16 protein-coding genes are annotated in these 21,314 nt (G+C 71.4%); 5 read left to right on the forward strand and 11 right to left on the reverse strand.

Features of this window, described 5'->3' with window-relative positions; all coding sequences use genetic code 11:
• Nucleotides 1–33 precede the first annotated feature (33 nt).
• A complete protein-coding gene (locus tag EXW95_RS01110) occupies nt 34–219 on the reverse strand; it encodes an ArsR/SmtB family transcription factor (protein WP_371809860.1) in 186 nt (61 codons plus the stop codon).
• A 691-nt stretch (nt 220–910) separates the two neighbouring features.
• On the opposite strand from EXW95_RS01110, the gene EXW95_RS01115 reads away from it, so the two are divergent.
• The gene (locus tag EXW95_RS01115) at nt 911–2,311 is read left to right on the forward strand and encodes a replication initiator protein A (RefSeq protein ID WP_174365973.1); all 1,401 of its coding nucleotides are present in this window, start codon (nt 911–913) and stop codon (nt 2,309–2,311) included.
• Here the strand turns inward: EXW95_RS01115 and dnaE are convergent.
• The 4 genes from dnaE to lexA all read right to left on the reverse strand — a co-directional run bounded on the left by dnaE (nt 2,289) and on the right by lexA (nt 7,657).
• A complete protein-coding gene (dnaE, locus tag EXW95_RS01120) occupies nt 2,289–5,444 on the reverse strand; it encodes a DNA polymerase III subunit alpha (protein ID WP_371809861.1) in 3,156 nt (1,051 codons plus the stop codon). The genes EXW95_RS01115 and dnaE overlap by 23 nt on opposite strands.
• 70 nt (nt 5,445–5,514) lie before the next feature.
• Nucleotides 5,515–5,787 carry a DUF6504 family protein gene (locus tag EXW95_RS01125; protein WP_371809862.1) on the reverse strand — a complete coding sequence of 91 codons (273 nt, stop codon included), beginning with the start codon at nt 5,785–5,787 and terminating at the stop codon, nt 5,515–5,517.
• Complete coding sequence (locus EXW95_RS01130; RefSeq protein ID WP_371809863.1) at nt 5,784–7,019, reverse strand: Y-family DNA polymerase; 1,236 nt, start codon at nt 7,017–7,019, stop codon at nt 5,784–5,786. Before EXW95_RS01130 ends, EXW95_RS01125 begins: the two co-directional genes overlap by 4 nt.
• Nucleotides 7,020–7,021: 2 nt before the next feature.
• Nucleotides 7,022–7,657 (reverse strand): transcriptional repressor LexA, encoded by a 636-nt coding sequence (gene lexA / locus EXW95_RS01135; protein ID WP_174365975.1) that lies wholly within the window; start codon nt 7,655–7,657, stop codon nt 7,022–7,024.
• A 383-nt stretch (nt 7,658–8,040) separates the two neighbouring features.
• On the opposite strand from lexA, the gene EXW95_RS01140 reads away from it, so the two are divergent.
• Nucleotides 8,041–9,069: a type II toxin-antitoxin system prevent-host-death family antitoxin gene (locus tag EXW95_RS01140; protein WP_174365976.1), complete on the forward strand. Its 1,029-nt coding sequence runs from the start codon at nt 8,041–8,043 to the stop codon at nt 9,067–9,069.
• Nucleotides 9,066–10,106 (forward strand): ParB/RepB/Spo0J family partition protein, encoded by a 1,041-nt coding sequence (locus EXW95_RS01145; RefSeq protein WP_174365977.1) that lies wholly within the window; start codon nt 9,066–9,068, stop codon nt 10,104–10,106. Before EXW95_RS01140 ends, EXW95_RS01145 begins: the two co-directional genes overlap by 4 nt.
• 604 nt (nt 10,107–10,710) lie before the next feature.
• On the opposite strand, the gene EXW95_RS01150 is transcribed toward EXW95_RS01145, so the two are convergent.
• The 3 genes from EXW95_RS01150 to pucL are packed head-to-tail and all read right to left on the reverse strand — an operon-like array spanning nt 10,711 to nt 12,985.
• Nucleotides 10,711–11,223: a MarR family winged helix-turn-helix transcriptional regulator gene (locus tag EXW95_RS01150; protein WP_371809864.1), complete on the reverse strand. Its 513-nt coding sequence runs from the start codon at nt 11,221–11,223 to the stop codon at nt 10,711–10,713.
• Between the two features lie 5 nt (nt 11,224–11,228).
• Nucleotides 11,229–11,582 carry a hydroxyisourate hydrolase gene (gene uraH, locus EXW95_RS01155; RefSeq protein WP_174365978.1) on the reverse strand — a complete coding sequence of 118 codons (354 nt, stop codon included), beginning with the start codon at nt 11,580–11,582 and terminating at the stop codon, nt 11,229–11,231.
• Nucleotides 11,579–12,985, reverse strand: a complete 1,407-nt coding sequence (gene pucL, locus EXW95_RS01160) for a factor-independent urate hydroxylase (protein ID WP_371809865.1) — start codon at nt 12,983–12,985, stop codon at nt 11,579–11,581. The genes uraH and pucL overlap by 4 nt, the downstream gene beginning before the upstream one ends.
• Nucleotides 12,986–13,178: 193 nt before the next feature.
• On the opposite strand from pucL, the gene EXW95_RS01165 reads away from it, so the two are divergent.
• Both EXW95_RS01165 and EXW95_RS01170 read left to right on the forward strand, forming a co-directional pair.
• The gene (locus EXW95_RS01165) at nt 13,179–14,495 is read left to right on the forward strand and encodes an AMP-binding protein (RefSeq protein WP_174365979.1); all 1,317 of its coding nucleotides are present in this window, start codon (nt 13,179–13,181) and stop codon (nt 14,493–14,495) included.
• A gap of 283 nt (nt 14,496–14,778) precedes the next feature.
• Entirely contained in the window at nt 14,779–17,304 is a 2,526-nt protein-coding gene (locus tag EXW95_RS01170) for a heavy metal translocating P-type ATPase (RefSeq protein ID WP_174365980.1), read from the forward strand.
• Between the two features lie 63 nt (nt 17,305–17,367).
• Here EXW95_RS01170 and EXW95_RS01175 read toward each other — a convergent pair whose 3' ends face one another.
• The 3 genes from EXW95_RS01175 to nirB form a co-directional block, all read right to left on the reverse strand.
• Nucleotides 17,368–18,201: a uroporphyrinogen-III synthase gene (locus EXW95_RS01175; protein ID WP_174365981.1), complete on the reverse strand. Its 834-nt coding sequence runs from the start codon at nt 18,199–18,201 to the stop codon at nt 17,368–17,370.
• On the reverse strand, nt 18,180–18,500 hold the full coding sequence (gene nirD / locus EXW95_RS01180; protein WP_371809866.1) for a nitrite reductase small subunit NirD: 321 nt from the start codon (nt 18,498–18,500) through the stop codon (nt 18,180–18,182). The genes EXW95_RS01175 and nirD overlap by 22 nt, the downstream gene beginning before the upstream one ends.
• 146 nt (nt 18,501–18,646) lie before the next feature.
• On the reverse strand, nt 18,647–21,184 hold the full coding sequence (gene nirB / locus EXW95_RS01185; RefSeq protein ID WP_371809867.1) for a nitrite reductase large subunit NirB: 2,538 nt from the start codon (nt 21,182–21,184) through the stop codon (nt 18,647–18,649).
• Nucleotides 21,185–21,314: the final 130 nt, after the last annotated feature.

Here is a 21,314-nt window from a genome sequence, read left to right on the forward strand (position 1 = left end):
GGGCGACCAGGGAGGGTTCGGCGGCGCGTGACTTCAGGATCGTTCGCGGGCGTGTTCGATGGCGTTCGTCAGCAGCAGGGTGACGTGCTGGTCGGCCAGGCGGTAGAAGACGCTGCGGCCGTCCCGGTGCGCGCTGACCAGCCGGTGTTCGCGCAGGAGACGCAACTGGTGACTGGTGGCGCTCTCGCTGATGCCCGCCACGAGCGCCAGATCGTGCACGCACAGGTCCCCGGGCGCGGGCCACCGCCTGCGGATGCAGGCAGTCCTCGGCTCAGGTCGCGTCCAGTGCGACGGGGGCGGACGAACTCATCCTGCCATCCTATCGCGGCTCTGCGCGAGCACACAGCGGACACGGGACAGGGCATCCCATCCGGCCTCCCACTTGCCTGACAGCGAAATGTGCATTCTGTATTCTGCTCTAAGGCTCTATTTTGACTATCGGACAACTTGCGCCGTTTTTTCGCAATGCCCTATCGGACAACTTGCGCCGTTTGGACGACCGGAGCGCTCTGGGCGGGAAAATCTCGACACTCCATCCGCGCAAGATCGACCTATCGGACAACTTGCGCCGTTTGGGCTGAAACTATCGGACAACTTGCGCCGTTTTTATCCACAGGTATCGGACAACTTGCGCCGTTTGGTGTCACTAGGTATCGGACAACTTGCGCCAAACCTATCGGACAACTTGCGCCGTTTGCCCTGCAGGTATCGGACAACTTGCGCCGTTCAGGGGGTCAAACTATCGGACAACTTGCGCCGAACTATCGGACAACTTGCGCCGAAAAGGCCGTTTTTTCTCGTGTGGCACACATCTCGGTTGGGCGCTTGGTGTTGACAACATATATTTAAAAAAGAATTATCTAAAAGATAAAAAACAACAAACACACACCGACGACACCCCGGGGGAGCAGTGACCGACAAAGGCATCAAACGATTCGACGAGCTGAACATCGCGCGACTGAGTCTCATCAGCGTGCAGGAACGCATCCCAGCCGACTACCGCGACTGGACCGTCGAACTCGAGGACGGTGACCGCCGCTACCGCGTGACCTGTCAGGCCCTCCCCGAATACGGCGTGCCACACGGCATCGACACCGACATCAGCGCGGCGCTCGTGAACCTGTACATCGATCAGGGCTCTCCGCCGGACGGTGTCGTGACCTGCACGCCCTACCAGTTGCTGCAGATGGCCGGACTCGACACCAGCGGCCGGTACTACGCCGCGCTGGACGAGAGCCTCAAACGCCTGACGACCACCACGTACTTCATCGCCGAGGGCTGGCGGGACCATCCGCGGGGCCGCTGGACCAACGTGAACTTCCGGTACATCGACCGCATCGAGTTCACGTCCGGTGAGGCTGACCGCCTGGACGCCAGCAGCATCCTGCGGGTCACGCTGCCGCAGGAGATCTCCCGCAGTGTCCGCGCCGGATACATCAAGTCGCTGGACCTGTCGTTCATGCAGACCCTCCGGCGTCCCCCCACCCGCGCCCTGTACCGCCTGCTGGACGCCCAGCGGCGCGACCCGGAACATCCCGACGCGGTCGCCATGGCCTACCAGGTGGGTCTGATGGAGTGGGCGCAGGCGTGCAAGATCGTCACCGACCGGCCCAGCATGGCGCAGCGCACGCTGGACGCCGCGCACGAGGAACTGATCGAGAAGGGCTTCCTGAAGAACGTCGAGTACGTGGGGCGCGGCAAGAAAAAGCTCCTGCACTACACCTTCGGCGAGGCGTTCATCCCGCCGGACCCGGCCCTGCTGCAGGATCTGGCGGACCTGGGCGTCACCCAGACGCGCGCGCTGCAACTGGTGCGCGAATACGGCGAGAAGCCCGTCGAGGAGGCGGTGATCCGCTGCCGGGCCGTGCTCGCCTCGGGCTTCAAGCCCCGGTCCCGACCGGCCTTCTTCGTGGACGTCCTGCGCAACCCAGGCAAGTACGAGGTTCCCGAAGGGGCCGCCGCGCCCCAGAAAGGCACCGTGAAGGCCTCACGGAGCGAGGTGCGCCCTTCTCCTCAGCCCAGCCTGTTCGAGGGGCCTTCCGGTGGCGCTGACGAGGAAGGTGACGGACGGCTGCGGGCCATGCCCCGCGAGAAGCAGGTCGAGGAGGTCATGCGGACCCTGACGTTCCTGCTGCGCAACGACCTGAAACTCCAGGAGCTCGACACGCTGCGCCTCGCGCTGGACGAGGGCCTGGAGGACCCGCTGGACATCAAGGCCTGGGCGATCCGGGGCATCAGCAGCGGGCAGAAGAGCTCGGTGGTCCGCGACCTGCGCGCCCGCCTGAGCCTCACGCCGGGCGGCCCCGCGTGAGCCCCAGGGGCAGTTCGGCCAACACTTCGACCCGAAGCGTCACCGCGCGGCCCCGCCGGGTCACCGCGCCCCGCACGATCAGCGCCCGCGCGTCGCGCAGCAGGATCCGGTGCGCTTCCCAGAGATCCGGGCTGATGATCGCCTGCACCCGCCCCGTGGCGTCCTCCAGGACGTAGAACGCGAAGCCCCGCGCGGTCGGCGGGCGCTGCCTGGCGACGATCACTCCGGCCGCCCAGCGGTCCACGCCGGGCTGCAGCCCGGCCAGCGGCCCGCAGCCCAGGTCGCGCAGGCGGGTGCGGTGCGCGTCCAGCGGGTGCCGCCCGGTCGGGGACGTGCCGGTCAACTGCGTGTCCAGGGCGGCCTGCACGTCCAGGGGAAGGTCCGGCAGGTCGGGCAGCGCGGCCCCCGGGGCCAGCAGGGCCCGCGTGCCCGGTGGGCGGGCGTGCGCGACCGTCTGCAGCGCGGCGTACGCCTCCCGCCGGTTCTTCCGCGCGTCGGTCGCGTCGAAGGCTCCGGCCCGCACGAGGGAGTCCAGCGCGGCCCGGCTGACGGTCACGCGGTCGTAGAAATCCTCCACGCCCCGGAACGTCCCGCCCGTCACGCGTTCCTGCACGATCGTCCGGGCGGTGTCCGCGCTGAGGCCCGCCACGGCGCTCAGGGGGACACGGACAACTTGCGCCGTTTCGGCCCGGTACGCCGTCCCGGAGCGGTTCACGTCCACCCCGGCCAGCCGCACGCCGCGCCGGGCCGCCTCGCGCGCGACGGTGCTCGCGGGCCACATGCCGGGCGCCTCGGTCAGGAACGCCGCGAAGTACGCCGCCGGGTGGTGGCGGCGCATGAACGCGCTGGCGTAGGTGTGCTGCGCGAACGCGTGCGCGTGCGACTCCGCGAAGCCGTAGCCCCGGAAGGCCGCGCACTGCTCGAACACCGCCTCCGCCTCCCAGGGGAACGCCCCGACGGTCGCGGCGGCCCCGTCCACGAACGCGGCGCGCAGCCGCGTGAGTTCCGCGTCGTCCTCGACCTGGCTCAGGCGACTGCGGAAGCGGTCGGCGTCCGGCCAGTCCATCCCGGCGTAGCGCGCGGCGAGGCGCAGGATCTGCTCCTGGAACAGCAGCGTGCCGTAGGTCGGGGCCAGGATCGAACGCAGGGGTTCGGGCATCTCCGGGACCACCTCCTCTCCCCTGGCGCGGCGGACGTACGGGTGCACGGTGCCGCTCTGGATCGGACCGGGGCGGATCAGGGCAATCTGGTGCGCCAGTTGCGTCAGGTTCCTGGGTTGCAGGCGGGCCGTCATCTGCACCTGCGCCGGGCTCTCGATCTGGAACAGCGCCATGGTGTCCCCGGTGCCGATCTCCCGCCACACGCCAGGGTCGTCCGGGAGCTGCCCGTACTCGATCCACTCGCCGCTCAGGCGCAGGACCTCCTCGCGCGCCCGTTCCAGCGCGGCGAGCATCCGCAGGCCCAGCAGGTCCAGCTTGATCAGGCCCAGCCGCTCGACGTCGTCCTTGTCGAAGCTCAGCATGCGGACGCCGCCACTGGACCGCGTCAGGGGGCTGAAGTGCGTCAGGGGTTCACTGCTCAGGACCACGCCGCCACTGTGCGGCGCGAGGTGCCGCGTGAAGCGGGGTTCCACCTGTTCGAGCAGCGTCAGCAGCGCCTCCTTGACGGGGGCGTCCCCGAGGACCTCGGTGAACGCGGCCTCCGCCTCCCGCGCGCGGTGGGGCCGCAGGTGCCCGTAGTCCCGGCCCAGCGCGCGACTCAGCCGGTCCCGGAGGTCCGGCGGGAGGCCCAGCGCCCGCCCGAGATCCTGAATGGCGCTCCTGAGGCGGTACGTGACGCGGTTGGCGACCATCGCCTCGCCCGCCCCGTTCAGGCCCCAGCGGTCCTCCACCCAGGCGAGCACCTGATCGCGGCGGGAACTGGCGATGTCGATGTCCACGTCCGGCATGCTGGTGCGGCCCGCATGCAGGAACCGCTCGAACAGCAGCCCGTGCGCCAGCGGATCACTCAGGGTGATGCCCAGCACGAAACACAGGACGCTGCCCGCCGCGCTGCCACGCCCCGCCGCGAGAATGCCGTGCGCGCGGCAGTGGTCGGTCACCTCGGCCGCCGTCAGGAAGAACCCCGCGAGGTCCAGCCCGGCGACCGTGGCGAGTTCGGTCCTGAGCCGCTCGAGCGCGGCGGGCCGCGCGTCCGGCAGGTAGCGGTCAGGCACGGCGGCGAAAGCCCGCTCCTCCAGCCCCGCCTGAGCCGTCTGCAAGGGCCGCAGCGGCGGTTCCGGAACGCTGAGCCGTTCGGGCAGCAGGCGCAGCGCACAGTCCCCCGCCAGCGTCCGGGCATTCAGCAGCGCGTCCCCGAACGGCAGCAGCCTCGCCCAGCCGCCCGGCGTGCCGACATGCCGGGCGTCGTTGCGGGGCCGCCCGGCGTGCGGGGTGCCCACGTCGACGCCCAGCCGCGCGCAGCTCAGCGCGTCCAGCAGCGGGTACTCGCCGGGTGAGGCCATGCAGACCTCCGGCGCGGCCACCACCGGCAGGTCCAGATCCCGCGCCAGGCCGCGCAGGTACGACAGGCGCCGCTGCTCGCCCGGCGCCTGCCCGTGAAACAGCTGCACGTACAGCGCCGACGGGAAGAGGCCCCGCAGCAGCCGCAGGTACGTCGCCGCCCGCGCCAGCTCGCGCGCCTCGCCCAGCACCGTCGGGAAACCCGCCCGGCCCCCGGTCAGGCACACGAGGTGCTGCATGCCGCCCACCTGCCGCAGGACGTCCAGCGGCAGCCCGTCCGGACGTTCCAGATTGACGGCTGTAATCAGCTTGCAGAGGGTCGCGTACCCCTCGCGACTGCGGGCCAGCAGCACGAGCGGGAACATGGTGGTCGGGGTGGAGGACCTGGGTGGATTCGGGAACAGCACGGGCAGGGTCACGCCGACCACCGCCGCCATGCCCTGCGCCCGCGCCTCGTCGCACAGCTCCACGGCCCCGGCGACGCTGCACCAGTCGGCCAGCCCGACCGCGCCGAACCCCGCCGCCTTTGCCACCCGCACCAGCCGCCGGGGCGAGACGGTACTGCGGCCCTCGCTGAAGAACGACTGGCAGGCCAGGAGTGCGTCCAGCCGCGCCGCCCCAGCGGGCGTCACGCTGCCCCCCGGCGCGGCCCCGGCAGGTCGGTGACCGGAACCCGTTTGACCGGGACGGTCCGTCTGCGCGTCAGTCCACCAGTCGCGCCAGCCACCAGCGGCCCTCCGGTCCGTCCTCATGGTGCAGTTCGGCCGTCAGGGCGCCGGCCTGCACCAGGAAGCAGTCGCGGGGTCGCTCGCCCAGCCACCAGCGGCCCCCGTAGCGCCACTCGTCCAGCACCGCCTCCACCAGGTACGTCCGGCCCTGCCAGGTCAGGCGGGCCGGGCGGTCCCCGCGCGCCTCGACCTGCGCGGTCTGGACCGGCACGACCTGGACCTGCACGGCGTGCCCGTACGCCTTCACGCGCCCTCGAAGAACGCCAGGACGCGCTGCACCGCCTGTTCACGCCGCGCGGCGTGCCGGGGCGCCCAGCGCGGGGGCGTCAGGTCACGGGGGCGGACCTGCCCGGTCAGCCAGTCCACCCAGGCGTACTGCGCGTCGGTGGCGTACGCCCAGGGGTCGAGCCACTCGACCCGCACCAGCGCGTCCGGGAAGCGTGACAGGACCGTCTTCGTGACCTCCAGTTCGTCGGGACCGGCCCACAGGCCCACCATCCGCGCCGGGTGCGCCAGTCCGCCCAGCTGCGCGCCCAGCCGTTCGATGCCCAGCGGCAGCGCGCCCGTGCCGCGCAGTGCCAGGCCCGCCACGCGGGCCAGTCCCGGTCCGTCCAGCGGCCACTTCAGCTGCCGGGTGGCGTCCAGGCGGCCGCCCGGCGTGTCGGCCTGCACGGTCAGCGTGGCGGCCAGTCGGCCCCGCAGGGCGCTCAGCAGGTCGGCCGTGAGTTCGCGCAGCGCCGCGTCCACCTGCGCGGTGTCCAGCAGTGGCGTGTCGAAGGTCAGCGCCGCGCCGAGCACCTCGCCCGTGCGGGGTCGGGTCACGCCCGCCGACCTCTCCCCTCTCAGGAAGCGGTTCAGGGGCCGCCCGATGTCCACGCCCAGGAACGCCTCGCGCTGCGCGGCACTCCAGGCCATCAGGTCCCCCAGGTCGCGCACGCCCAGGAACTGCAGCCGTTCCAGCGCGGCGGGCGGCACGCCCAGCGCAGCGAGGTGCGCCAGCGGCGTGAGGCGCACGAACGCTTCCTCCGGCGCGGCGCCGTGAACCGCCCGCATCTCGCCGGGCGCGGCGCGCAGCGCGGCCAGCTGGGCGATTTCGCGGCTGGCGGCCAGGCCCACCGGGGCGTGCAGCGCCGCCGCGAGGTCACGCGCGCCGGACTCCCCGAGCGTCAGGAACGCCACGCCGGGCTCGCGGCCCTCCACGCGGTCGCTGAAGCGGGCGTGCAGCTGCCCGAGCAGTTCCGCCCAGATCGCCTGCGCTTCGGGGGCGGGTACGATCTCGGCGTGCAGGTCCGGGCAGCGCGACAGGGCCGCCGCCACCCGCAGGCCCGGCTGCACCCCGGCCGCCTGCGCCAGCGGGCAGGCCTGCAGGACGCGCCGACCCTCGTTCAGCGCGGCGACCGGCACGCCCGGATGCTGCCGCCGCAGGTGTGAGAGCGGCCAGGGGCTCAGCAGGACGCAGGCGACCCCGACCCCGGCCACGGTCAGGCCCTCCGGGGCAGGGGTCGCGGCCCGGCGAGGCCCAGCCGGGCCACCATCCGTCCCTGCACCTGCACGTCCGCCGCCGGGTAGGTCCGGCGGGGATGGTCCGGGTTCTCGCTGACGAGCACGACCTCGTCTCCGAACACGTACAGCCGCTTGAGCGTCGCGGCGTTCTCGCCGGGGATCAGCACGACCGCCACCTCGCCGTCCAGTACCTGCGGCGCGGGCCGCACGAGCACGTAGTCGCCGTCGAGCACGCCGATGCCGGTCATGGAGTCGCCGCGCACCTGCAGGAGGAAGTCACCCTCGCGCACGCCGAGCAGCTGGTCGAGGCTGGGCGTGACGTGATCCGGCGTCTGCTCGGCCAGGATCGGCGCGCCGGCCGCGACCTGACCGTAGATGGGAATGCCGTCCTGAATGGCCGCGCGGGCCTGCTCGCTGAGATGCAGGCGGCCCCGCGCGCCGTGGCGTTCGATCAGGCCCAGTTCCCCCAGCGCCCGCAGGTGAAAGGAGATGGTCGCCTCGCTGAGTCCGGCGGCGCGGGCGAGTTCGGCGGCGCTGGGCGGGCCGCCGGCACGGGTGAGCTGCGCGGCGAGGCGCAGGAGGTTCAGGCGCAGTGGGGTCAGGCGGGGGGGCATCAGGGTCACTCCTCGACTATCGAAGAATCCTTAGATAGCTGCCCGCATCGTGACCCATCTCAGGATTGCGCGTCAAGACACCGCCTTCAGGCGGAGTGATACGGGATTAAATTGACTTGCTTGCAACGTGATCGCGTTCCATTGTCCCCTCTCCCCTGGTGGGAGAGGGAGGGAGGAGCGAAGCGACGGAAGGGTGAGGGGGCCACCGGGCGACTCCGAATGATGTGGAATCACTCGAATCCCGTATGAGGCGTTCCCTCATGACGCAGGAGTGGTGAGGCCCGGCGCGGACTGGACCACCCGGTGGTCCACCCGATCGTGAAGCGCAGGGCGCGGCGGCACTCCGGCTTGAAAAAAGGTGTACATCTTTTTATAGTCCGCGTATGGCTCAAGCGGGACGCGACACCAGCGTCAAGACACGGGACCTGCGCAGCAGCCTCTCCGAGGTGCTCGGACAGGTCGAACGCGGCGGCCGGGTGATCGTCGAGAAGTACAACGACCCCGTCGCCGCGATCATTCCCATGAGCGACTACCTGACCCTCCGCCGCCTGGGCGCCGCCCGCGCCCACCCCAGTGACAAGGAGCCCCACATGGCCCACCGCATCGTGACCAGCAACATCTCCGGAGGCGAGGGCAAGACCTCCATCACCCGCGAACTCGCCCTGACCCTCGCCGACCAGGGCTACCGCGTGGCGATCATCGACACCGACCCCCAGGGCTCCCTGACCAAGAACCTCGGCCTGCACGACCCGGTCGAGGGCGTCGCCCGCGCCGATCTGCCCGGCTACCGCCGCGAGCACACCATCCTGAGCGTCTTCGACGAGGACACCGAACCGCGCCTGGGCCCCCCGGTACCGGTGCTCGGCGTGGACGTCTGGGTGTCCAACGACGCCCTGTACGAGGTCGACCAGCGCATCGGCGCGGACCTCACCAAGATGGGCAACCTGCGTGAGGCCGTCGACCACATCGCCCCGCAGTACGACTTCATCCTGATCGACACCAAGCCCGGCATCACACCTCTGCTGAACGCCGCCGTGGCCGCCGCCGACCACCTGATCGTCCCGATCTCCGGCGACAAGGGCTTCGAGAACCTCGACAAGATCGTGAAACTCGTCAAGGGCGCGCGGCCCTACGCACCCGGCCTGGGCGTGCGGATGTTCATTCCCAACCGCGTGCGCAGCAGCACCAACGTCTACAAGGACCTGCTGGAGATGATGAAGCAGTACCAGAGCGTCGCGCCGGTCTCCAGCCAGATCCGCGACAGCGTCCTGATGATGGACGCCCAGCGCGCCCGCCGCCCCCTGGTCCGCCACAAGCCCGGCTCGGACATCGCGCAGGACATCCGCAACGTCACCCGCGACCTGCTGAACGAACTGGGCGTGCAGCAGGTCACGACCGGGGTGACCCCGTGACCCGCCCCGGCGTGAGCGCCGCCGCGTTCGGCGCGCTGGACATGATGGAGGAACTGCGCGACCGCAGCGCCGACGCCCAGCTGCCCATCGCGTCCATCCGCGTTCTGCCGGAATTCAACCCCCGGCGCCTGCTGGGCGACCAGGCCTTCACCGACGAGGCGCTGGCCGACCTGGCGCAGAACATCCGCACGTACGGCGTGCTGCAACCCGTGCTGGTGCGCCGCCGCCGCGCCGAGATCCTGCTCGTCGCCGGGGAGCGGCGCCTGCGCGCCGCGACCCTGGCCGGGCTCACGCAGGTGCCCGTCATCTACGTGGACGCCGACGACGCCCGCGCCTACGAGATCGCCATCATCGAGAACGCGCAGCGCAACGACCTCGACCTCGTCACCGAGACCCTGGTCGGCTTCCAGTTCCTGTCGCGCCGCCTGAACCTCAGCAGCGACGAGATCGTCAGTTACCTGCACCACGTCCGCAAGGGCCGCCGCGAGGACGACCTGGGCGTCGAGCGGCTCCTGCGCGACATGTACGGCACCGGCATCAGCGTGTGGGGCCAGCAGCGCGCCCTGATCCTGCGCATGACCGCCGCCGAACGCGAGGCCATCCAGGCGCGCCGCGTGGACGCCAAGGTCTGCGCGGAACTCGTGGCGCTGACCGAGGGCGATACCCGCAGCGCCCTGCTCGACCTCGCCATCCGCGAGGGACTCACCGCGCGGCAGGTCCGCGAACTCGTGCGCAACGAGCAGGCCAGCAGTCGCCCCGCCCGCCCGGCCCTGACCGTCCAGGGAGACCAGTTGCGGCGCCTGCTGCCCCGCCTGAACCGTCTGGAGGGCGAGGACGCCCGCCGCGCCGGGGAGCTGCTGAGCGAACTGAACGGCCTGCTCTCCCCCCACCCCCCGCTGAAACCACCTGCCCGGAGGCCGCCCGCCAGCATGGCATGGGCGGCCTCTTTCCTTGCCACAGTCAGACCGGTCGCACGCTGGACCACCGGGTGGTCCACAGGTGGACTGATCGCTTCTGGTGAGGGACTTCCGTGCTGATGCCCGCCCAGTGCTCCCGGGACAGGGGGTGCCGGGCGCCGCGGTCGAGGGAGCGGAAGCCCAGATCGGTGGACCACCCGGTGGTCCAGTGTCTGACCTCCCCCGTGTGGCATTGCGGACCGAGTCGATGTCCGATCGGACGGGGAATGCGCTACGCCCTCGAACAAGACGCTGTCCCGCCAACACGCCGCGTCCCAGGCTGTGTGTGGGTGTGGACCACTGGGTGGTCCAAAGCGTGACTTGCCCCGTGCGGCGTTTCAGACCGGCTCGAAGTCCGAACCGGTGCGGACGCCGTGTGTGTCGTGGACAGAGCGGAGCACCAGCGATCCGTCCACTCCATGTCCGGAACCCGTTTCTCTCCTTCGCGTTCTGCTGCGCACCTCAGCGGGTCCGTATGAGGGTCAGTGGGACACGCTCTGGCTCACGACGCCATGCCGTCAGGATGCCGGGCCCTGGCCAGTCCGCGAGTGTGGACCACCCGGTGGTCCAATCGCGAAAGTGCCGTACTCCCACCCGCTCTGGCAACCCGGCGCGGCCCTCAGCCCTGCGTGTTCTCTCGCCCATCCGGTATGGTGGACCACCCGGTGGTCCAGGCGATGGGCCTTCAGTCGGGTGGCGTGTCCTGGCGTTCCAGGTGATCCAGCAGCAGTTCGCTCAGGTGATCCAGCTTGCCGAGCTGGGTGGCGTTCAGGGGCTGCAGCAGCCCGGCTTCCAGCGTCAGGAACTCGGGCAGCAGGGTCTCGACCAGCGCTGTTCCGGCGGCGTTCAGGCGGACGTAGGCCTGTCGGCGGTCGCTGGGGTGCGGCACACGCGTGATCAGGTTCAGGTCGAGGAGCCGCGCGATGCGGTTGGAGGTGGCGGGGCCGTTCACGGCGCAGCGGTCCAGCAGGTCGCCGGGGCGCAGGCCCTCCGGAGGGGCGCTGCGGTACAGCGTGAGCAGCAGGTCCCAGCCGGCGGCGTTCAGGCCGTGCGCGGCCAGCAGGCGGTCGAGTTGCGCTTGCAGCCTCATGCCCAGTCGGGTCAGGCGCAGGACGCGCAGCATGGGGCTGGCGTCCAGGTCGGGCCGCCGCGCCTGCCAGTCCTCCCCGACCTGGGTCAGGAACGCCCGGGAGTTCACGCCCGTCAGCTGCCCCGGTAGGTGCTGTAGGACCAGGGACTGACGAGCAGCGGGACGTGGTAGTGGGCCGACGCGTCCGCGACGGTGAAGCGTAGGGTCACCTCGTCCAGAAAGGGCGTGGCGCTGGTCAGCTCGGCGAAGTACGCAGCGACGGTGAACGTCAGTTCGTACGTGCCGGTCCGGAGTTCGCCGCGTGCGATCAGCGCCTCGTCGGTGCGGCCGTCGGCGTTCGTGACCGTCCGGGTCAGCAGGGTCCGCGCCCCGCCGCCGTCCACCCGCTGCAGGGTCACCGGAATGCCCCCGGCCGGGCGGCCCCGCGCGGTGTCGAGGACATGCGTGCTCAGGCCAGCGCCGCTCACGCGCGTTCCACCCAGCCCTCGATCACGCCGTACGGTTCGGCGTCCGCGTGGAAGATCACGCCCGGGTTGTCCATGCCGAAGCGGTCCAGCGGGTAGAGGATGTGATGCCGGTTCGGGAACGAGAAGTGAATGCGGTCGATCTCGTCGCAGCGGGTCAGGACCGCCTCGCCCAGGCGGTAGAGGGTCTGCTGCATGCTGTGCGAGTAGTGGTCCGGGAACACGTCCAGCAGCGTCTGATACACCCGCGTCCAGACGTCGTCGTAATCGGGCTCGTCGGTGTCGGGTTCTTCGGTGCGGTACGTCCAGCGGGCGGTGACGGTCGTCGCCAGGACGCGGTCGGTGGTGTCGGGCAGCGTCGTGAACTGATCGCGGTGGAATCCGGCCCAGCCGCTCCGGGTGGTCTTGAGGATGTACAGCTCGTCGATGCCGCTCTCGACGGTGAAGGTGTGCCCGTCGCCGCTGACGGTCGCCGTGTGTTTGGGCATCTGGCGCACGAAGGCGTGGTCGTGCGCCTCGCCGCCGCTGCACATGCGGTCCCAGGTGTGTTCAACGAACGTGGCGCGGGCGTGCGTGACGCGCGGGCCGCGCTCCACGAAGTGCCGGATCAGGTGCTTGCCGAACGCCTCGACGCTGCCGGTCATGCCGTCGCGCGCCAGGGCGTAGATGGTGTTGCGGACCGTGTCGGTCGCCACGAGGTCCGTGTTGTCGCCACTCACGTGCGCGGCCTCGAAGTCGCCCTGCATGGCGACGCGTACCTGCACGTCCTTGATGTCGTGGCGGGGCTGGTCGCGGAACACCTTGAACAGGCGCACGTCGGCCTTGCCGTAGTTGTTGTCGCCGAGTCTGACCTTGACCATGGGAAACTCCGGAGTGGGGGAGAGGGCAGGGGGCTGCTGGATCAGGTCCAGCACGCGCAGGCGGGCGATCCGGTCGATCTCGTGCAGGGCCGCCTCGACCTCCTGCTCGGAGGTGTGCGTCAGGCGGCGCCGGGCCTGCTCGAAGATGCTGGCCTTGTCGTGCTCGCGGACGCACACGACGTACGGCAGGCCGAACTTCTCGTGGTACGCGGCATTCAGGGCGTGGAATTCGGCGTACTCGGCGTCGCTCAGGCGGTCGAGGCCCGCGCTGGCCTGCTCGTGGGCGCTCTCGCGGGTCAGGTCACCGGCCCGCGCGGCCTTCCCGGCGAGGTCCGGGTGGGCGCGGATCAGGGCGCGCTGCTCGTCGGGGGTGCCGCCGCGGGCCGCGCGGGCGAACGCGGCGGCCAGCGCCTCGGCGCCGGGGTAGGGGCGGCCCCTGGCAACCTGCGCGGCGTACTGCGGGGAGTGTTCGAGCACCCCCGCGAAGTGCGCCTGGAAGTCCGACTCACTGAGGAGGTTGATCTGGTCGAGGGACAGGGTGGGCACAGGGGACCTCCGGGCAGTCAGGATTATTTCGACGGCGAAATGATGTGAGGTGCAGCGTAGTCCCCACCCCCTTGCCTGTCAATGCCAATCCGTTCTGCTGCCTGGACCGGTGCGGCGTACACTGCGGCCTGACCGCAGCACAACCCACCCAGTCGCTTCCACCCAGTCGCTCCCAGCCTGCTATGGAGGACCCGTGACCCATCCCGACCAGCCGCTCTCCGCGCCGGACGTATTCCAGCCCGAATTCGAATGCCTGCCTACCGATAAACTGCGCGCGCTGCAACTGCAGCGGCTGCGCGACCTCCTCGCCCTGCAGTGGGCCAAGGTGCCGCCCATGCGCGCCCGGCTGGAACAGGCCGGACTGCACCCGGACGACCTGCGCCGCCTCCCGGACCTCGCGGCGTTCCCGTTCACCCGCAAGGCGGACCTGCGCGACCACTACCCGCTGGGACTGGTGGCCGCGCCGCGCGCCGCCCTGCGCCGCATCCACGCCAGCAGCGGCACCAGCGGCAAACCCACCGTCGTCGCGTACGACCAACACGACCTGGACGTGTTCGCGGAGGTCGTCGCCCGCAGCCTGTACGCGGCGGGCGCGCGCCCCGGCATGACCTTCCACAACGCCTACGGCTACGGCCTGTTCACCGGGGGGCTGGGCACGCACGCCGGGGCCGAGCGACTGGGCCTGTGCACCGTCCCGGTGTCCGGCGGCGGCACGGAACGGCAGCTGGACCTGATCCTCGACCTGCAACCCGAGGTGATCGCCTGCACGCCCAGCTACGCGCTGGTCCTCGCCGAGGGCTTCCGGCGGCGCGGCGTCACGCCGGGCGACCTCAGCCTGCGCTACGCGGTGCTGGGCGCCGAACCCTGGGCGGAAAAGACCCGCGCCGCCGTGCAGGAGGGCCTGGGCGTCACCGCGACGAACATCTACGGCCTGTCGGAGATCATCGGGCCCGGCGTGAGCAACGAGGACGCCCGCGAGCAGCGCGGCAGTTACGTCTGGGAGGATCACTTCCACCCGGAGATCGTCCACCCCGAGACGGGCGAACCCCTCCCGGACGGCGAGTGGGGCGTGCTGGTCCTGACCTCCATGACCCGCACGGCGCTGCCGCTGCTGCGCTACTGGACCGGCGACATCACCCGCCTGCTGCCCGAAGCGAACGCCACCGGGCGCACCGTGCGCCGCATGGACATCGTCCGGGGGCGCAGCGACGACCTGATCATCCTGCGCGGCGTGAACGTGTACCCCACGCAGCTCGAGGCGGTCCTGCTGACCCTGGGCCACGTCAGTCCGCACTACCACGTCGTCCTGACCCGCACCGGTACGCTGGACGACCTCACCCTGCAACTGGAGGTGCCGCAGGCCAGCCCCGCGCTGCGCGCCGAGATCGAACGGCAGATCAAGGCGCAGGTGGGCGTGACCGTCCGCTGCGAACTGTGCGACCCCGGCACGCTGCCCCGCAGCGAGGGCGGCAAACTGCGCCGAGTGACCGACCACCGACCACCCCGCTGAAGGTGGATGCGGCCCGGCCGTGTGCCGGGGTGGTGTGGCGCCTGGTCATCGGGCATGATCCCCTAGGGGGGGATTCTGAGTGGGTCGACAGTGGTGGATGATCGCCCGGGCGGCCTGCTGCTCCGGGGCGTCGCGGAGGTGTGTCCGGACCGGCCGATCAGGCGGTCGTCTACGCCCAGACGATCGCGTGTGGGGTCGGCGGATGGCGCCGGGTCACCTTGCGGTCCTGGGACCTGCGGCCTATCCTGTCCACATATCCCCCCAGGGGGGATCAGGAGGCGGCATGAGTCAGACGATCGAACTGGGGGTGGGCGGCATGACCTGCGCGAACTGCTCGTCGCGGGTGGAGCGCAGCCTGAAACGGGTTGGGGGCGTGCAGGACGCCAGCGTGAATCTGGCGACCGAGCGGGCCACCGTGACCTTCGATCCGGCGCAGGTCGGCCCGCAGGCCCTGGTGGACACCGTCCGGGACGCCGGGTACGAACCGCTGACGCAGGAGACTGAGTTCGCCGTGGGCGGCATGACCTGTGCGAACTGCTCGTCCCGCGTGGAACGCGCCCTGAAGCGCGCGCCGGGCGTGCTGTCGGCCACCGTGAACCTCGCGACCGAGCGGGCGACCGTCACGTACCTGCCGGGGACGACCTCGCCGGGGGCGCTGCACGCGGTCGTCACGGACGCCGGGTACAGCGTTCCGCTGCCCGCCGCGGCGCCGGACGCCACGGGGATGGTCGCCACGGTACTGGACGCCGGGGCCGCCGATCCGCAGGACGCCCGCGCCCGCGAGACGGCTGCGCTGCGCCGCGACGTGGGGTTCAGCGCGCTGTTCGCCGTGCCGCTGCTGCTGCTCGCGATGCTGCCCATGCTGATCATGCCGCTGCACATGGCCCTGATGGCGGCCGTGGGTGAACGCGCCCTGAACGTGCTGATGCTGCTGCTGGCCGCGCCCGTGCAGTTCGGGCCGGGGCGGCGCTTCTACCGGCAGGGCTGGGCGGCGCTGCGCCACCGCAGTCCGGACATGAACACCCTGGTCATGATCGGCACGACCGCCGCGTTCGGGTACAGCCTGCTCGTGACGCTCGCGCCGCAGCTGTTCCCGGCGGGCACCCGGCACGTGTACTTCGAGGCGTCCGGCGTGGTAATCACGCTGGTGCTGCTCGGGAAGTACTTCGAGTCGGTCGCCAGGGGGCGGTCCAGTGACGCGATGCGCGCCCTGCTGAACCTCCAGCCGCCGGTCGCGCACGTCCTGCGTGGCGGCACCGAGACGGACGTGCCGCTGGCGGCCCTGCGGGTCGGGGACCTGATCCTGGTGCGGCCCGGTGAGAAGATTCCGGTGGACGGCGCCGTGGAGCGCGGCTCGTCGTTCGTGGACGAGAGCATGCTGACCGGCGAGAGCGTCCCTGTCCTCAAGGAGACGGGCGCGGCACTGACGGGCGGCACCCTGAACGGGCGCGGGGCGCTGCACTACCGTGCCGAGCGGGTCGGGGCGGACACCGCGCTGGCCGGGATCATCCGGCTGGTCGAGCGGGCGCAGGGCAGCAAGCCGCCCATCCAGGGCCTCGCGGACCGGGTGGTGGCGGTGTTCGTGCCGGTGGTGCTGGTCATCACCGCCGTGACGTTCCTGGCGTGGCTGCTGCTGGGCGGCCCTGACGCGCTGCCCCGCGCGCTCGTCAGTGCGGTGGCGGTGCTGATCATCGCCTGCCCCTGCGCGATGGGCCTGGCGACGCCCACCAGCGTGATGGTCGGTACGGGCCGCGCCGCGGAGCTGGGCGTGCTGTTCCGGGGCGGCGCGGCGCTGGAGGGCCTGCAGGGCGTGCAGGTGGTCGCGCTGGACAAGACCGGCACCCTGACGCTGGGCCGCCCGGCGCTGGGTGAGGTGCGCCCGCTGTCCGCGTTCACGCGGGACGAGGTGCTGGCCCTGGTGGGCGCCGTCGAGGCGGGCAGTGAGCATCCGGTGGCGCGCGCGCTGGTGGACGCGGCCCGCGCCGGGGGGCAGACCCTGCCGGAGGCCACGGACGTGCAGGCCGTGCCGGGCTTCGGCGTCGAGGGGACCGTGGCGGGGCGGCGCGTGCAGGTGGGCGCCGCGCGGTTCATGACCCGCCTGGGCGTGGACACCGCCGCGCTGGACCCCGAGGCGCAGGCGCTGGCCGACGCCGGGCACACGCCCATGTTCGCCGCGGTGGACGGGCGGATGGCGGCGCTGCTGTCGGTGGTGGACCCGGTGAAGCCCGGCACGCCCGAGGCGGTGCAGGCCCTCCAGGCGGCCGGGCTGCGGGTCGTGATGGTGACCGGGGACGACCGCCGCACCGCGCAGGCCGTCGCCCACACGCTGGGCATCACGGACGTCCGGGCCGAGGTGCTGCCCGAGGACAAGCAGCGGGTCGTGCAGGACCTCCAGGCGGGCGGGGCGCGCGTGGCGTTCGTCGGGGACGGCATCAACGACGCCCCGGCGCTGGCGCAGGCGGACGTGGGCGTCGCCATCGGGACCGGCACGGACGTCGCCGCCGAGAGCGCGGACGTGATCCTCATGAGCGGCGACCTGCGCGGCGTGCCTACCGCCCGCGCCCTGAGCCGCGAGACCCTGTCGAACATCCGCCTGAACCTGCTGTGGGCCTTCGGGTACAACGTGCTGCTGATCCCGGTCGCGGCGGGCGCGCTGTTCCCGCTGCTGGGCTGGCAGCTCAGCCCTGTGCTGGCTGCCGCCGCCATGGGCCTGTCCAGCGTGCTGGTCCTGAGCAACGCGCTGCGCCTGCGCGGCTTCCGGGCACCGCACGCCGCGCCCCGGACGGCTGCACAGGCTGCCACGGCCTGACAGCAACAGGGGAACACCAGAGGCCCGGCCCCCACCTGCTCGGGGGCCGGGCCTCCGGCGTGGTCAGCCTGCGCGGCCCAGGCGCGCGGCGATGATGCCGGGGGCGTGCTCGGCGGCCATGCGGACCAGGATGCCCATCTTGTGCGGGTTGGCTTCCAGGTCGATTCTCAGGCCCAGGTCGGCGGCGGCCTCGCTGCACGCCGGGCCGATGCTGACGACCACCAGGCGGTTCAGGCCCGCGCGGGCTTCCTCCAGCAGGCCGAGTTTCTCGGCGTACTTCAGGAAGTGCAGGATCTGCGTGCCGCTGGACAGCAGCAGAATGTCCGGCCCGCCCAGGACTACGTCGCGCACGGCCTTCGCCAGCGGGGTGGGGTCCTGCGGGAAGGCGCAGCGGTACACGGGCACGCTGGTCACGCGGATGCCCGCGTAGCCGAGTTCGCGCAGCATCGCGCCGGGGATCGCTTCGCCGTACTCGAGGATCACGGCGTGCTGCCCGCGGGTCAGGGTGGCCAGGAGGTGCTCGGTGACCTCGTGCCAGGTGCTGGGTTTGGGCACCTGGGTGCTGCTCAGGCCGAAGGTCTTCAGCGCCTGCGCGGGCTTGTTGCCGCGCGACACGAACGGCACGCCCTGGAGGGTCTCGAGGTGGCGGGGGTCACGGGCGGCGAGTTCCTTGAGGAACATGCGGGTGCCGACGCCGGTGAGGCACGCGACGGCGTGGATGTCCCCGGCCAGCAGGTCGCGTTCGAACTGCGCGAGAGGGCCGGTGAGGTCGAGTTTCATCTCGCGCATGCTCGGCGCGACGTGGGGCACGCCGCCGTACTTGCGGATCAGGGTCTCCATTTCCTCGCTGCGGCGGGATTCCAGACTCAGGACACTTAAGCCAGCGAACCAGTCCATACGTCACCTCCGTCAAAGCGCGTGGCGTACACGGGGACGCTCACGCTGGGGTCGTCGAGGCTCAGGCCGCTTTCCAGGTCGAAGGCGTGCTTGAGCAGGGGAGAGGCGACCTTCACGCGCGTCTCGCCGCTGACGGTGTAACTGCCGGTCAGGCCGCGCGAGAGGACGTTCGCGCCGGTGTACGGGTCGCGGTTGCCGGTGGCGTAGACGCGCCCGCCGACGCGGAACACCGCGACCTGCTGGCCGCCTATCAGGGCGCACACGCCGGTGCCGGGCAGGATGTCCTCCAGCGCGCACACGCGCGTCCAGGGAATCGGGGGGTGGGTGGGGTGGGGCGGTGAGGGTCATGGCGCGTCTCCTTGCGGGGGCTGCGGGGTTCAGGGTGCGGGGCGGAGTTCAGTGGCGTGTCAGGTGCCCGGGGTGCGCGGGTCGCGGGGGCCGGGGGTCAGTCGCCGCCGAGCATCGGCAGGGGGTAGAGGTACGGCGCGTCGGCCGGGCGGATCTGGCCGCGTTCATCGACCCACTGCACGCCCTCGTCGCGGGCGTCGCTGTTCACGAAGGTCCGGAAGCGGGCGCGGATCGCGGGGTCGTTCACGGCGGCCGCCCATTCGTCCCGGTACGTGCCGACGTGCCGGGCCATCTCGGCGTCCAGGTCGGCGCAGATGCCCAGGCGGTCGTCGATGATCACGCTCCGCAGGTAGTCCAGGCCGCCCTCCAGGTTCTCCAGCCAGGTGCTGGTGCGCTGCAGGCGGTCGGCGGTGCGGACGTAGAACATCAGGTAGCGGTCGAGCAGGGTGATGACCTCGTCCTCGCTCAGGTCACTGGCGAGCAGCACCGCGTGCTTGGGGGTCACGCCGCCGTTCCCGCCGACGTACACGTTCCAGCCCTTCTCGGTGGCGATGATCCCGAAGTCCTTGCTGCGTGCCTCGGCGCACTCGCGGGTGCAGCCGGACACGCCACTTTTCAGCTTATGGGGGCTGCGCAGGCCCCGGTAGCGCAGTTCCAGCCGCACGGCGAGACTGGTGGAGTCCTGCACGCCGTAGCGGCACCACGTGCTGCCGACGCAGCTCTTGACGGTGCGCAGGCTCTTGCCGTACGCGTGCCCGCTCTCGAACCCGGCGGCGATCAGTTCCTCCCAGATGGCCGGGAGGTCGTCCCGGTGCGCGCCGAGCAGGTCGATGCGCTGCCCGCCGGTGATCTTGCAGTACAGCCCGTAGCGCTTGGCGACCGCGCCGATGGCGATCAGGCCCTCGGCGGTGATCTCGCCGCCCGGCACGCGCGGCATGACCGAGTACGTGCCGTTCTTCTGGATGTTCGCCAGGAACGCGTCGTTCGTGTCCTGCAGCGGCGCGTGCTGCGGCGCGACCACCAGTTCGTTGTGCAGCGAGGCCAGGATACTGCCCACAGCGGGTTTGCAGATCTCGCAGCCCAGGCCCGAGCCGTGCGCGGCGAGCACCTCGTCCCAGGTGACGTGCCCCCGGACGCGGATCAGGTCGAACAGTTCCTGCCGGGAGTACGGGTAGTGCTCGCACAGGTGGTTGGTGACCGTCTCGCCCAGGCGGCGCAGTTCGGTCTGCAGCAGCCCGTGCAGACTGGGCACGCACCCGCCGCAGCCGGTGCCCGCGCCGGTGCACTTCTTCAGGCTGGCGACGTCCCGCGCGCCCTCACCTATCGCGGCGCACAGGGCGCTCTGGCGGACGTTCTCGCAGGAGCACAGCAGCGCGTCGGTGGACGTCGTCACCGCGCCGCCGGGCAGCGGGGGCACGATCAGCGTCTCGGGCGGGACGCTCAGGGGCGTGGCGGACATGGTCAGGTCGAGCAGGTCCGCGTAGCGGGCGGTGTCGCCCACCAGCAGGCCGCCCAGGACGCGCCCGTCGTCCGACACGACGACCTTGCTGTACGTGCCGCGCACGTTGTCGCTCAGGGACACGCTGCGCGCGCCGGGCGTCACGCCCTTGGCGTCGCCGAAGGACCCGACCTCCACCCCCAGCAGTTTCAGCTTGGTGCTGAGGTCCGCGCCGCGGAAGTGCGCGGGCGGGGCGTCCAGCACGCCCAGGTCCCGCAGGACGTTCACGGCCGCCACCTTCGCCATCTGGTAGCCGGGCGCGACCAGACCGTACACGCGCCCGTCATGCAGGGCGCACTCGCCGACCGCGTAGGTGTGCGGGTCGCTCGTGCGGCAGGCGTCGTCGATCAGGATGCCGCCGCGCTCGCCGATGCTCAGCCCGGCAGCGCGGGCCAGATCGTCGCGGGGGCGGATCCCCGCGCTGAACACCACGAGGTCCGTGTCCAGACGGGTACCATCCGCGAAGTCCAGGCCGGTCACGCGCCCCTGTGCGTCCACGCTGACCTGCCGCGTGTTCCTGCCCAGGTGCACGCCGATGCCCATGCCCTCGATGGTGCGGCGCAGCGCGGAGCCGCCCTCGGCGTCGAGCTGGGCGGGCATGAGGTGCGGCGCGAACTCCACGACGTGCGTTTCCAGGCCCAGCTTGCGCAGCGCCCCGGCGGCCTCCAGGCCCAGCAGGCCGCCGCCGATCACGGCTCCGCGGCGCGCCCCGCGGGCGGCCTCGCGGATGGCGTCCAGGTCGTCCAGCGTGCGGTACACGAAGCACCCGCGGGCGTCCCGGCCGGGGACGGGCGGCACGAAGGGGAAGGAGCCGGTGGCGAACACCAGCGCGTCGTACGCGAGGGTCTGCCCGGCGACCTGCACGGTCTTCGCGGTCAGGTTCACGGCGTCGGCGCGGCCCGTCACGACGCTCACGCCCGAGTCGCGGTACCCGGCGTCGGTGGCCAGGGACAGGTCGGGGCGGGGGTCGTCGAGGTGGCTCGACAGGTGCACGCGGTCGTACGCGAGGCGGCTCTCCTCGCTGATCACAGTCAGGTGCAGGGCGTCGGGGGCGGCGTGCTGGCGCAGCTGTTCGGTCAGGCGGTGGCCGACCATGCCGTTGCCGACGATCACGAGGTGGGGGATGGGGGTGGACACGGTGAAGCCTCCGTCAGGGACTGGGCAGCCGCCGGGGTGGGGCGGGTGGGGCTGCTGCGCCACAGTTAACGGGGCTTTCTGCGCTTTGTCAAGAAAAACTGAAACGTATGTGCGGATTCGCCCAGACAAA

This window comes from Deinococcus sp. JMULE3 (genome assembly GCF_013337115.1).
Classification (GTDB): Bacteria; Deinococcota; Deinococci; order Deinococcales; family Deinococcaceae; genus Deinococcus.

Bases quoted from the DNA above. Each gene is read 5' to 3' on its own strand.
- lexA (WP_174365975.1), bottom strand. From the start codon at position 7,657: ATGCCCCCCCGCCTGACCCCACTGCGCCTGAACCTCCTGCGCCTCGCC.
- EXW95_RS01140 (WP_174365976.1), top strand. From the start codon at position 8,041: ATGGCTCAAGCGGGACGCGACACCAGCGTCAAGACACGGGACCTGCGC.
- EXW95_RS01170 (WP_174365980.1), top strand. From the start codon at position 14,779: ATGAGTCAGACGATCGAACTGGGGGTGGGCGGCATGACCTGCGCGAAC.
- EXW95_RS01175 (WP_174365981.1), bottom strand. From the start codon at position 18,201: ATGGACTGGTTCGCTGGCTTAAGTGTCCTGAGTCTGGAATCCCGCCGC.